At 45.3% G+C, this 13,314-nt stretch carries 12 protein-coding genes; 10 read left to right on the top strand and 2 right to left on the bottom strand.

Annotation, left to right across the window (positions count from 1 at the left end):
* Positions 1–109: 109 nt before the first annotated feature.
* A complete protein-coding gene (locus tag EL162_RS04215) occupies positions 110–1,714 on the top strand; it encodes an ABC transporter permease (RefSeq protein WP_259772340.1) in 1,605 nt (534 codons plus the stop codon).
* A gap of 105 nt (positions 1,715–1,819) precedes the next feature.
* A complete protein-coding gene (locus EL162_RS04210; RefSeq protein WP_126330312.1) occupies positions 1,820–2,830 on the top strand; it encodes an ABC transporter ATP-binding protein in 1,011 nt (336 codons plus the stop codon).
* A gap of 211 nt (positions 2,831–3,041) precedes the next feature.
* Here EL162_RS04210 and iscX read toward each other — a convergent pair whose 3' ends face one another.
* Positions 3,042–3,239, bottom strand: a complete 198-nt coding sequence (gene iscX, locus EL162_RS04205) for a Fe-S cluster assembly protein IscX (RefSeq protein ID WP_126330310.1) — start codon at positions 3,237–3,239, stop codon at positions 3,042–3,044.
* Between the two features lie 166 nt (positions 3,240–3,405).
* Here iscX and EL162_RS04200 point away from each other — a divergent pair, with 166 nt between their 5' ends.
* Positions 3,406–4,032: a hypothetical protein gene (locus tag EL162_RS04200; RefSeq protein WP_126330308.1), complete on the top strand. Its 627-nt coding sequence runs from the start codon at positions 3,406–3,408 to the stop codon at positions 4,030–4,032.
* 108 nt (positions 4,033–4,140) lie between these two features.
* On the opposite strand, the gene ahpF is transcribed toward EL162_RS04200, so the two are convergent.
* A complete protein-coding gene (ahpF, locus tag EL162_RS04195; RefSeq protein ID WP_126330306.1) occupies positions 4,141–5,697 on the bottom strand; it encodes an alkyl hydroperoxide reductase subunit F in 1,557 nt (518 codons plus the stop codon).
* A 275-nt stretch (positions 5,698–5,972) separates the two neighbouring features.
* Here ahpF and EL162_RS04190 point away from each other — a divergent pair, with 275 nt between their 5' ends.
* The 7 genes from EL162_RS04190 (at position 5,973) to acnD (ending at position 13,255) form a co-directional block, all read left to right on the top strand.
* Positions 5,973–6,197, top strand: a complete 225-nt coding sequence (locus EL162_RS04190) for an HP1242/YdcH family protein (protein WP_076554737.1) — start codon at positions 5,973–5,975, stop codon at positions 6,195–6,197.
* Between the two features lie 222 nt (positions 6,198–6,419).
* The gene (locus EL162_RS04185; RefSeq protein WP_126331661.1) at positions 6,420–7,154 is read left to right on the top strand and encodes a GntR family transcriptional regulator; all 735 of its coding nucleotides are present in this window, start codon (positions 6,420–6,422) and stop codon (positions 7,152–7,154) included.
* A complete protein-coding gene (gene prpB, locus EL162_RS04180; RefSeq protein ID WP_126330304.1) occupies positions 7,151–8,029 on the top strand; it encodes a methylisocitrate lyase in 879 nt (292 codons plus the stop codon). The genes EL162_RS04185 and prpB overlap by 4 nt, the downstream gene beginning before the upstream one ends.
* Positions 8,030–8,058: 29 nt before the next feature.
* The gene (locus tag EL162_RS04175; protein ID WP_126330302.1) at positions 8,059–8,832 is read left to right on the top strand and encodes a sulfite exporter TauE/SafE family protein; all 774 of its coding nucleotides are present in this window, start codon (positions 8,059–8,061) and stop codon (positions 8,830–8,832) included.
* Positions 8,833–8,887: 55 nt separating this feature from the next.
* Positions 8,888–10,042 carry a bifunctional 2-methylcitrate synthase/citrate synthase gene (prpC, locus tag EL162_RS04170; RefSeq protein WP_126330300.1) on the top strand — a complete coding sequence of 385 codons (1,155 nt, stop codon included), beginning with the start codon at positions 8,888–8,890 and terminating at the stop codon, positions 10,040–10,042.
* A 73-nt stretch (positions 10,043–10,115) separates the two neighbouring features.
* Positions 10,116–10,523, top strand: a complete 408-nt coding sequence (locus tag EL162_RS04165) for a surface-adhesin E family protein (RefSeq protein WP_126330298.1) — start codon at positions 10,116–10,118, stop codon at positions 10,521–10,523.
* Positions 10,524–10,672: 149 nt separating this feature from the next.
* A complete protein-coding gene (gene acnD, locus EL162_RS04160) occupies positions 10,673–13,255 on the top strand; it encodes a Fe/S-dependent 2-methylisocitrate dehydratase AcnD (protein WP_126330296.1) in 2,583 nt (860 codons plus the stop codon).
* Positions 13,256–13,314: the final 59 nt, after the last annotated feature.

The following is a 13,314-nucleotide window of genomic DNA, read 5'->3' as shown; positions in this document are numbered from 1 at the left end:
GTTGCCAAGGATTTTGCTGCATTTGTTAATCTTAATAAATAGCCAGCCAAGTCAATAAAGATAGCTTGCTGTTTATGATGGAAAATTAATCAAACTTATCATTTGGATTATGATGAATTTATCCTTATTTTTTGCTCGTATTTGGCTGATACTGTGTGCCTTGCTCGTTATCATTCCGCTTGCGGTGATTGCCGCTGCCCTGGGTGAGTTTGATGCCGAGATTTGGCAATTTTTGTTGGAATATGAGCTACCATTATTACTAAAAAACACCCTGCTGCTGGTTGTTGGCGTGGGCATTGGCACGGCAATCTTGGGCACAACAGCTGCATGGCTTACGGCGATGACGCAATTTCCGCTTAGGCGATTTTTTGGCTGGGCAATGATGCTGCCATTGGCGGTGCCAGCTTATGTGCTTGCCTTTGTGCAACTTGGGATTTTTGATTATACAGGGCCGATTAGCAGCTACCTGCGTGCGGTTTGGGGCTTACAAAACGGACTTCCTGATGTCAGAAATGGTCTGGGATTGACGGTGGTGATGAGCTTGACGCTCTACCCTTATGTGTATCTGCTTGCCAAAAACGCCTTTGACAGCATGGGCAATCGTGCCTTAGAGGCAGGTGCGTCCTTGGGGCTGGGTTCTGCACAAGCCTTTGTCAAACTTGCCCTGCCAATGGCTCGCCCATGGATTGCAGGGGGCGTAATGCTGGCACTGATGGAGGTTTTGGCGGATTTTGGTGCGGTGAGTGTCTTTGGTTACGATACCTTTACCACGGCAATTTATCAGGCATGGTTTGGCTTTTTTTCTATTGACACTGCCAAGCAGCTGGCAAGCCTATTGATTGCCTTGGTGTTTATTTTTTTGGTGATGGAGCAATTAAGTCGTGGACGCCGCCGATTTGAGACAGCAGGACAGGCGAATTCCCATCGCCGTATCATATTGACAGGCAACAAAAAATGGCTCGCCAGTGCCTACTGCGGTGGTATTTTGCTGCTTGCCTTTGTCCTGCCTTTGGTGCAATTGACTATATGGGCGGTACAAAGCTGGCAAGAAGTGGTGGCAGCTGAGATAGTTGCACAAATATGGCACTCGGTCAGTATTAGCCTGCTGACGGCAATCGCTGTTGCCATCATGGCATTGCTACTGTCAATCGCTGGACGCTCTGATGGCAGCCGCTTTGGTGTCATCACCACAAAAATTTCAACACTTGGCTACACAATCCCTGGTGCGGTGCTGGCAGTCGGCGTATTTTTGCCTGTGGCGTGGCTTGATAATTGGCTCATCGACACTGTGCCTGCATTTGCCGAGAGCAATGCTATTTTTAAAGGTACAATTGCCGTGATGGTTGTTGCGTTGCTGATTCGTTTTTTGGCACTGGGCGTACAGTCAATTGACGCTGGCATGAAACGCATTAAGCACAGCCACATTGAAGCAGCTGCCTCACTGGGTGCCAAGCCTATCCAAACCATCTGGCGGATATATCTGCCGCTGCTTAAAGGGTCGCTGGGCGTGGCACTGCTGATGGTGTTTGTTGATACCATGAAAGAGATGCCAATTACCTTAATGATGCGTCCATTTGACTGGGATACGCTGGCGGTGCGGATTTTTGCCTTTACCAGCGAAGGCTTGTATGACAAGGCTGCTCTGCCTGCACTGGCGATTGTACTGACAGGGCTGATTCCTGTGATACTATTTAGCAAAATTGGGCAAAAATAGCCAGCATACTTGATTTGACTTGTGTCAATTAGAGTAAAACCCGCCCAGTTAAATGTGCATTATATTTAAAAGATATTAATTATTTAGCAAAACTTGAGAACAACCATGCTGCGTATTGATAATTTATCCATCAGCTTTGATAACAAGCCCATCTTGAATAATGTCAGTCTGCAATTACAAACTGGCGAAATCGCTTGTTTGCTCGGCAGGTCGGGCTGTGGCAAAACCACCCTGCTGCGTTGTATTGCAGGTTTTGAGAAGCCAGACAGTGGCAGTATCAGCATTCGTGGTGCAACTTTGTTTGATAAAAATACGCACACGCCTGCCCACAAGCGACAGATTGGCATGGTGTTTCAGGACTATGCTCTGTTTCCGCATTTGACTGTCGCGGATAATATCGCCTTTGGGCTAAAACTTGACAAAACCGCCACCAATCACCGCATTGACGAAATGCTGGAGCTTGTCAATATGCGTGAATATCGGCACAGCTATCCGCACGAATTATCAGGCGGTCAGCAGCAGCGTGTGGCACTGGTGCGAGCCTTGGCGTGTTCACCGAGTTTGATTTTGCTTGATGAGCCATTTTCCAATCTTGATGTTGAGCTGCGTGCCAGCCTGTCAAAAGAAGTGCGTCAGTTGCTCAAATCTCAGCAAGTCTGTGCCATCATGGTAACGCATGACCAAGCCGAGGCATTTGCCATGGCGGACAAGGTCGGTGTCATCAGCCAAGGCGTGCTACAACAATGGGATACCCCAGATGCTCTGTATCACACGCCTGCCAATCAGGCGGTGGCACAGTTTATTGGTGAAGGCGTGCTGATTGATATCCATCAGCTTGCAGCCCTACCGCTTAATGAGCATCTAAAAGCAGCCCTCAATCCTGCTGCCAATACAGTGCTGGTTCGTCCACATGATGTCAGCCCAGCTAATGCTGATGACAACCATGCCATCAGCAGCACCATCTTGGACAAAGATTTTCGTGGTGGTTATTGGCTATACACACTCGGCACCCAGACAGGACAGACGCTGCTGATGCAACTGTCATTGTCAGAGTCGCAATATGCACTTGGTGATACGCTGATGGTATCAATCAATAGATTCTGCACACTGTCGTAATTACCAAGACTGTCTCCATGTCGGGTCTCGCTCGCGTGAACTGCATGATGTCATGCCACCTGCGGTACGGCAGTTGGATATTGTAAAATTGCTAGATGCTTGCTCTGTACTGGGCTTTGATACTACCAAGCTCTTGGTGGCTTGGCAATCACCCAGTTAAAATAAGGCGGTCAGTCATCAATGAGCCGCCCAAATTTATCACCTGCTAAGTTTACAACTCATCAAGCCATGCCATCTGAATGGCCTCCAAAATCCGCTCATTTGATCTGTTCGGATTGTCAGCAAAGCCCTCAAGCTGGCACACATAACTGTGCAAATCAGTAAAGCGAATATACTGCACATCAACATCAGGATATTTCTCCGCCAAAGCAATGGCGATATCCAAAGTGTCTTGCCAAGTTAATTTCATTGTTGCCTCCTGTTTTATTTGTCTTATTGTAACATAGTTTAGCAGATGATTGATTCAAGTAACTAGGGATAAGATTTTGCCATTTGCTTTATTGTAAGTCAATCATTTATAATAATTCTGCAAATCGTCAATTGAATTCATAAGGCAAATAAACCACAGGTGAATTATGAAAAAAATAATATGTGCCAGTTTGGCATTAGCATTCTCATTGCCAGCCTTTGCTATCCCTATGTATGATTTTCTCGCCCCTTTTGCAATCAGCAGCAACGGAATTTCTCCAAGTTATCACAATCTACGAAACAATCGACAAGTACAATGGCAAACAGGTGCTGGCATTTCGGCATTTGTCAGCAGTGGATATTTTACCAAAATGTATGCTCGTAATGTTGCCATTGACAATGTTGCAATAAGCGATGGCATTGGTCGTTCGCCAGCAGAGTTCAGCATTGGTTACACAGGCATTGGTGATAAACCATCTTTTTTTGCCATCAATACAAGCATTGTGACAGGTCAGCCTGATATTCGCAAATTAAAAGATAAGCGTCTAAATATCAAACTTATCAATGAAGACCCCTGTGGCGACAATCAGTGGCTTGATGAATATACTAAAAAAGATTCCAAACTATATCAGATTGAAATGGAAAATAAATTACCCATCTGGCTTTTGCAAACAGTTTATCATCTAGGTGCATACAGTGCCACAACTTTCTATTTCACTAATGAAAGCAGTGAGAGATATTTTTTGTGTAATTTTTTAGTTGATGATGTAGATTTGCTTCGTGAAAATCTATAAGCCCATCATTGGCACCAAAAAACTGCATAAAATAAGCCTTTATATTTAACAAATTAAAAAAGCACCCTGCCTAACAGCGTGCTTTTTGTTCTATCTCTTGAATGTGTTTTAACCATTCATCATCAGATATTCAAAGGCAGCCAGACCTGCTTTTGAGCCTTCGCCCATGGCGATATTAATCTGCTTATATGGCACAGTGGTTACATCACCACAAGCAAAAATCCCCTCACGGCTGGTGCGACATTTGGTATCAATCTCAATCTCGCCATGTGCTGTGGTTGCCACCAAGCCTTTGGCAAGCTCTGAATTTGGCACCAGACCAATTTGTACAAATACCGCCGACAGTGGCAAAGTTTTGTTTTCACCAGAGGTTCTGTCCTGATAAATCAGACCATTGACCTTGCTGCCATCTGTGGTGATTTCGCTGGTGGCTGCTGATTTGATGATGGTGATATTCTCACGGCTTGTCGCCTTATCCACCAGCACCTGATCGGCACGCAAAGTATCGCCAAACTCCAACACTGTTACATGGTTTACGATACCTGCCAAGTCCAGTGCCGCTTCTACGCCAGAATTACCGCCACCGATGACAGCAACATCTTTGCCCTTAAAGAACGGACCATCACAATGTGGGCAATATGCCACGCCATTACCGATATTTTCATCCTCGCCCTTGACGCCAAGTTTTCGCCATTTGGCACCTGTTGCCAAAATAATAGTGCGTGATATCCAGCTTGCACCTGTGTTTAGCAAAACTTTATAACCACCCTCAACAGGCTCAATGGCAGAAACGCTGACATGCTCTTTAACTGTAATGTTATACTCTTTAATGTGCGTGGCAAGATTGGCTGCCAGCTGATTGCCATTGGTCAGCGGTGTTGAGATAAGATTCTCAATATCTTGCGTGTCTTTTACCTGACCGCCGATACGATCGGCAACCATCGCCACTGCCAAGCCCTTGCGAGCGGTATAAATCGCCGCTGCCGCCCCTGCAGGCCCGCCCCCAATGACGGTAACATCTTGGGTATCAAGCATTGGTTCATCGGCAGCTGATAACAAATCAGGGTATTGCTCTTGTAGCTTTTCAATCAATTTGGCGGTGTCAATTTTGCCATTGGCAAATGGCTTACCATTTAAAAATACCGCAGGCACACCCTGCAAGCCTTTTTCGGCAACCAATTCAGGAAATACCCCGCCATCAATCATCTCGCTGTTAATATTATCATTAAGCAATGCAAACTGGTTTAATGCCTGCACCACATCAGGGCAGTTGTGGCAAGACAACGACACAAAGGTTTGGAACTGTAGCGGTGCTTGGATACGCTTAATCAGGCTTTGGATACCTTCATCAAGTTTTATCGTATGGCCACCTGATTGTAGCACTGCCAGCACAAACGAGGTGAACTCATGACCCCCCGGCACACCACTAAACACAATGCCTGTATCACGCCCATTGGTTGTGATTTTAAAGCTCATCGGCGACAGTGTTGCATCGGTTTGGGTTGCATCAAAGTTGATTTTGTCGCTGGTTTGGGCGATTTTTTGCAAAAAATCCACCAGCTCGCCACGCTTATCATGCTCACCCTGACCAATAACCAGCTCTACAGGGCGGGTCATATTTTCGCTATAAGATTTGACAGCATCTAATAAATTTTGATCTAACATTTGCTCACCTTGTTATTTTAACAAAAATCATCATTGACAATCGCTTTGCAGCCTTGTTGTCAGTTGTGCCTATTATAGCCCAGTTACCGCACAAACCAAATTTTAGATTTTTAAACACCGTCATCACATTCACAAAACCATAAACAGCCACAATCTCACCCCGCCCAGCCGCCCGATTGACAACAAGCATGGTTTGGCTTGATAATTGGCGATATTCTTGCTAATATAAGCACATAAACCATGCTGATTTTTCAGCCCAACCCAAGGAGAACCTCATGCTACCAGAATACAGAGAATTGATGAGCAAGCTAAAAGCCGAAGGCGATTTGCACTTTTTAAAACTGTTTGACGAGCATAATGAATTAGACACACAAATCGACAATCTAGAAAAAGACCCAGTTGCCTCTGTCAGTCGCAAAGCCGAAATTGACGAAATGAAGCACAAAAAACTTCACCTAAAAGACGAGCTGCGTGCCTATCTAGAAAGTCTAGAAAAATAAACCAGTTTATAAAAAAGCCAACATCTCTGCGTGTTGGCTTTTTTGTGGGCATTTATAAATGCAATATAGCCAAAATCACACCAAGATCCAAACACCGACCATGCGGTAAATTGTTTACAATGTTCGAAAAATAAGCAAAAATATCTTTTATTTTACCTATTTTTATGATAAATTGACAACAATGAATAAATATTGAGCCAATTTATGTCCGCAAAAAACTTCATGTCTGACGATTATAATGACAATGATTGCCAAGATAATCAACGGCTAATCACCCGAGCTGAACACGCCTATCAACAAATCCAAAGTGCCATCGTGCGTGGTGAGATTGCCGCAGGTAGTAAAATCATTGAAACCGACCTTGCCAAAACTTATGGCATCAGTCGCGGCCCCTTGCGTGAGGCAATCCATCGTCTAGAAGCCCAAAAACTACTTGAACGCACCGCCCATGTCGGCACACGGGTGGTTTGTCTTTCGCTGGCAGAGCTGAATGAACTGTATCAAATCCGTGCCAATCTAGAATCGCTGGCTTGCAAACTTACCGCCGAAAAACAAGATCCAGCGGTCATTGACGAGCTGCATGATATCCTTCGGCTGCACGCCAATGATGAAAACTTACAACAAAATACCGACTATTATCCGCAGTCTTTGGACGATGATTTTCATTACTGCATTATCAAAAACAGCGGCAATACGCTACTTGCCAAACTCCTGTGCGATGAGCTGTATCATCTGATAAAAATGCACAGAATTCGCTTTGCCAGAACACAAGGCAGACCAAAGCAAGCCCTAGAAGAGCATCGACAAATCCTGTCTGCCATCGCCTGTGGTGACGGTCAGTTGGCACAGATGCTCATGCAGCGGCATATCATGGCATCTTATCAAAATATCCGAGAGCATTTTGCCAAACAATCAACCCAACATCACAACCAAACCAATCAACAGGAGTGCTTATGAATGCAGGATTAAAATTTCGCCAAGCCATCGCTGCCGAAAAACCCCTACAAGTGGTCGGCACAATCAACGCCAATCACGCCCTACTTGCCAAACGAGCAGGCTTCAAGGCGATTTATCTGTCTGGCGGTGGCGTGGCGGCAGGCTCACTTGGACTGCCTGATTTGGGCATCAGCACGCTTGATGATGTACTTACGGATGTGCGGCGGATTACCGATGTCTGTGATTTGCCACTGCTTGTTGATGCCGATACAGGCTTTGGTTCATCAGCATTCAACATCGCTCGCACAACCAAATCATTGAGCAAATTCGGTGCCGCTGCCATGCATATTGAGGATCAAATTGGTGCCAAACGCTGCGGTCATCGTCCCAACAAAGCCATCGTTTCCACCGCCGAAATGATTGACAGAATCAAAGCTGCCGTTGATGCCAGAGACAGTGATGACTTTGTGGTGATGGCTCGCACTGACGCATTGGCATCAGAAGGGTTGCAGGCGGCGATTGATCGTGCTTGTGCTTATGTTGAGGCTGGGGCAGATATGCTGTTTCCTGAGGCGATTACCGAACTTAATATGTATCGTGAATTTGCCGAAGCCACAGGCGTGCCAATTTTGGCAAATATCACCGAATTTGGGGCAACGCCTTTGTTTGATACCACCGAGCTTGCCTCTGCCGAAGTTAGCATTGCCCTGTATCCGCTGTCGGCATTTCGTGCGATGAACAAAGCCGCCGAAAATGTATACCACGCCATTCGTACGGACGGCACACAAAAAAATGTCGTGGATATAATGCAAACTCGTGCCGAGCTGTATGAACGCATTAATTATCATCAGTTTGAAGAGTATTTGGATAAAACATTTAATAAATCCAAAACCTAGCCAAGCCCAGCAGTCAATAAGGAAAATCCATGCAAGAATTGCTACAGTCCATTGCCTTTGCCATCGCTGCCATCTTGCACGGCATTACTGGTATGGGCTTTCCCATGATTGGCACAACGGCATTGGCTTTTGTGATGCCGTTATCACAGGCGGTGGCAATGGTTGCCCTGCCCAGCCTTGTGATGAGCCTGTTTGTCATTATCGCCAACCGCAATCGATGGATAGCAAGTGAGATTTGGCATTATTGTTATACTTATCGTGTACTTGCCATCACAAGCATCATTGGCAGTATCATCGGCGTGGGGCTACTGATATCGCTGCCCAGCACGCTTTTGTATCTGATAATGGCGGCGGTTACGCTGTATTATGCCGCACAAGGCTTATTAAGCCTACAAGGCAAACTGCCCGAATTGCGTGTGCCGACAACAACGCTTAGCATGGCAATTTTTGGCTTGATGGCAGGCGTGGTTGGTGGAGCAACCAATGCCATGTCGCCAATTTTATTAATGTTTTTATTAAGTTATAGTAAAGATAAAAATGAAATCGCCAAAGCCAGCAATTTATGCTATCTGCTTGGCAAATTGGTACAGCTTGTTTTGCTAAAAAATCAATTCATCGCCTTTGACCGTCAAGACTGGTTGATGATGCTGATGCTTATTATCATTGCCATTGGTTTTTTGTTTGTTGGCATTTATTTACGCAACAAACTAAGCATTAGCACCTTTAAGGCACTGACTTATGGCGTGTTGCTATTGCTTGCCTTTAAAATCGGTCATGTTGGCATACAAGGATTATTCAGCTAACCCAACTGCTAAAATTGCAAAATTTTAGCCAACTTTGTCAAACAAGGAGTAGATTATGACAAATCAAGACAATCAAACCACCTTCAAAGCAAAAAAGAGCGTCGCCCTGTCAGGCGTGCCAGCTGGCAATACTGCTCTTTGTACGGTCGGTCGCAGTGGTAATGATTTATCGTATCGCGGTTATGATATTTTGGATTTGGCGGATAAGTGCGAATTTGAGGAAGTGGCACATTTGCTCATTCATGGGCATTTGCCAGACTTTTTTGAATTAAAAGCCTACAAACAAAAGCTCAAGAGCTATCGCACCTTGCCCATGCGTGTCCGCCATGTATTAGAAAATCTGCCTGCTCACACGCACCCCATGGATGTGATGCGTACAGGTGTCTCGGCATTGGGCTGTACTTTGCCTGAGCGTGAAAGCCAACCAGCTTCGGAAGCTCGCGATATTGCCGATCGCTTACTTGCCTGCTTGGGTTCTATTTTGCTGTATTGGTATCAATACACTCAGCATGGCAAAGTGATTGATTTAGAAAATAACGAAGACAGCATCGGCGGACATTTTTTGCACCTATTATACGGCAAAGCCCCCACCAAAGAGCAAGTGCGTGCCATGCACATCTCGCTAATTTTGTATGCTGAACATGAATTTAATGCCTCTACCTTTACTGCTCGCGTCATCGCAGGCACAGGCTCGGATATTTATTCGTGCATTGCTGGAGCGATTGGTGCCTTAAAAGGTCCAAAGCATGGCGGTGCCAACGAAGTGGCTTATGATATCCAAAAACGCTATCGCAGTGCCGATGAAGCCGAAGCGGATATCCGTGAGCGTATCGCACGCAAGGAAATCATCATCGGCTTTGGTCATCCTGTTTATACCATTAGTGACCCACGCAATGCGATTATCAAAGAAGTGGCTCGCAAGCTGTCGCAAGAAAGTGGCGATATGTTGTTGTTTGATGTTGCCGAACGCCTAGAGACCCTCATGTGGCATGAGAAAAAAATGTTCCCAAACCTTGACTGGTTCTCTGCCGTTTCCTACCAAAAACTTGGCGTACCAACAGCCATGTTTACGCCACTGTTTGTCATCGCTCGCACCACGGGCTGGTCGGCTCATATCTTGGAACAACGAGCGGACGGTAAAATTATCCGCCCCAGTGCCAATTACACAGGCCCTGAAAATTTGCCATTTGTGCCGATGGATGAGCGGTAATCAACATACACAAGGCATATTTTTAATTGGGAAAATGTGCCTTGTTTTTAAGATTTTTTAATGAGGTATTTTTATGAAATTTCACAAAAAAATTGTCTTAATTTTATTCTTATTCCCTAATTTTGCCTTTTCTCAAAATTGGATGCAATTACCAGCGGAATATCCAGATGAAAAAGCAATTTATATTGATACAGACAATATTAAAAAGAGCAATTCAAATCAAGTAATTTATAATTTAAAAAGGGATTACAATAGCCCACAACAATTTGATGAGTATCGGCAATACCATTCTCAAATTGTAACCATTAAAGTTAATTGCAAAACTAAAAAAATTGCCCCTTTACAAGTAAAATTTTACGATAAAAACAATTTAGTTATTTACCAGCATCAAACCAAAAAAGCAGTATGGCAAGACATTGGCAAAGAACCCGCCATCAATGCACACTTTAATTTTGTTTGCAATTATGGCAAATCGTCGTAGGTTGAGTTAGCAATAGCGTAACCCAACATTTTAAATACGATATTAAATTTGTTGGGTTTCGCAGGCTCAACCTAACCTACGCCCCATTTTTCAATAAACCCATATTCACAACCCAAAATTTTTCACAGCCAAAGAAAGGAAACTTAGCAATGAAACACCATCAAAAACCCCTACCAAGCACCAATCTGCATTATTTTGATGCAGAGCAGGCGATTAATGACATTCGCCCCAATGCCTATGAACGCTTGCCCTACACCGCCAAAGTGCTTGCCGAGCAATTGATTCGCAACAAGCACAATGACCCGCAACTCGGTGAATACTTGACACAACTCATTGACAACAAAAAAGAACTGGACTTTCCGTGGCATCCTGTTCGTGTGGTATGCCATGATATTTTGGGTCAGACGGCATTGGTGGATTTGGCAGGACTGCGTGATGCGATTGCCAAGCAAGGCGGCGACCCCAGCCTTGTCAATCCTGTCGTACCGACACAGCTGATTGTCGATCATTCTTTGGCAGTGGAGCATGGCGGCGATGATTCTGATGCCTTTGCCAAAAACCGTGCCATCGAAGATCGCCGAAACGATGATCGTTTTGACTTTATTAACTGGACAAAAACCGCCTTTAAAAATGTCGAAGTCATCACAGCAGGCAACGGCATTATGCATCAAATCAATCTAGAAAAAATGTCGCCTGTGGTGCAGGTGCGTGATGGCGTGGCATTCCCTGATACCTGTGTTGGCACGGACAGCCACACGCCACACACTGATGCACTCGGTGTGATTTCGGTGGGTGTGGGTGGACTTGAAGCCGAATGTGTCATGCTAGGAATGCCATCAATGATGCGTACGCCTGACATCGTGGGCGTGCATTTGCTCGGCAAGCGGCAAGCTGGCATTAGTGCGACCGATATTGTACTGGCTTTGACCGAATTTTTACGCAATGAGCGAGTGGTCGGGGCATATTTGGAATTTTTTGGCGAAGGAGCAAACTCGCTGTCGGTGGGCGACAGAGCAACCATTGCCAATATGACCCCTGAATATGGGGCAAGTGCAGGGCTGTTTTATATTGACCAAAACACACTGGGCTATTTGACCCTAACAGGGCGAGAGCCAAGCCAAGTAAAATTGGTGGAAACTTATGCCAAAACCATTGGACTATGGGCGGATAAAATGACAAATGCCCATTATCCACGCGTTTTAGAATTTGACTTATCAAAGGTAACTCGCAACATCGCAGGCCCAAGCAATCCGCACGCACGAGTGGCAACGAGCGATCTTAAATCCAAAGGCATTGCAGGCATTGTAGAAAATCGCACAGACGGCTTGATGCCTGACGGAGCGGTGATTATCGCAGCGATAACCAGCTGTACCAATACCTCAAACCCAAGAAATACCGTAGCTGCTGGACTTTTGGCAAAAAAAGCAAACGCACTTGGCTTGACTCGCAAACCATGGGTCAAATCGTCCTTTGCCCCTGGGTCTAAGGTTGCCCAATTATATTTAGCAGAGGCAGGGCTGCTACATGAACTGGAGAAATTGGGCTTTGGCATCGTTGGCTTTGCCTGCACCACTTGTAATGGCATGAGCGGTGCCTTGCGACCAGAAATTGAACAAGAAATCATCAGTCGTGATTTATACACCACTGCCGTACTATCTGGCAATCGCAACTTTGATGGACGCATCCACCCCCATGCCAAGCAAGCATTTTTGGCAAGTCCGCCACTTGTGGTTGCCTATGCGATTGCAGGCACGATTCGTTTTGATATTGAAAATGATGCGTTAGGGTATGCACAAGATGGTCGTGCAATTTATCTAAAAGACATTTACCCCTCTGATGATGAAATTGATGAGATTGTCGCAAAATGCGTCAAGCCTTCCCAATTTCGTGAAATTTATATTCCAATGTTTGATTTGGACAAATCACAAACCGCCAAAAGCCCACTGTATGATTGGCGTGAAAAGTCCACTTATATCCGCCGTCCGCCTTATTGGGAAGGAGCGTTGGCAAAGCCCTGTGAGCTAAAAAACTTACGACCACTTGCCATTTTGCCTGATAATATCACAACCGATCATTTATCACCATCGAATGCAATTTTGGCAAACTCGGCGGCAGGTGAATATCTGCTCTCAATGGGCGTGCCTGAGGCAGATTTTAACAGCTATGCCACCCATCGAGGCGACCATTTGACCGCTCAACGAGCCACGCTTGCCAATCCTAAATTGTTTAATGAAATGGTATTAAATGATGATGGTTCGGTAAAACAAGGCTCGCTGGCTCGCATCGAGCCTGATGGGACGGTCGTGCGAATGTGGGAGGCGATTGAAACTTATATGCAGCGTGGTCAGCCGTTAATCATCATTGCAGGGGCGGATTATGGACAAGGGTCAAGCCGAGACTGGGCAGCAAAAGGCGTGCGACTGGCTGGCGTGGAGGTGATTGTCGCCGAAGGGTTTGAACGAATTCACCGCACTAACTTAATTGGTATGGGCGTGTTGCCACTGCAATTTATGAACGGTGAAAATCGTAAAACGCTGAATTTGGACGGTACAGAAATTTATTCGGTACAAGGGGAGATCTCGGCTCGCTGTACTTTGGATTTAATTATTGAACGCAAAAATGGCAATGTCCAAACCGTGCCTGTCTTATGTCGCCTAGACAGTGATAGCGATATTAAGACTTATAAGGCAGGAGGCGTGCTAAGGGAGTTTGCGGGGAGATTCCTAAGCTAATGGGTGCAAAAATGTAGTATAATTGACAGATAGCGTTGTGCTGTCTGTCAGTTAGTATT

This window comes from Moraxella cuniculi (assembly GCF_900637105.1).
Classification (GTDB): Bacteria; Pseudomonadota; Gammaproteobacteria; order Pseudomonadales; family Moraxellaceae; genus Moraxella; species Moraxella cuniculi.
Note: the sequence above shows the minus strand (reverse complement) of the source record. Positions and strands in the feature narration are given on the sequence as shown.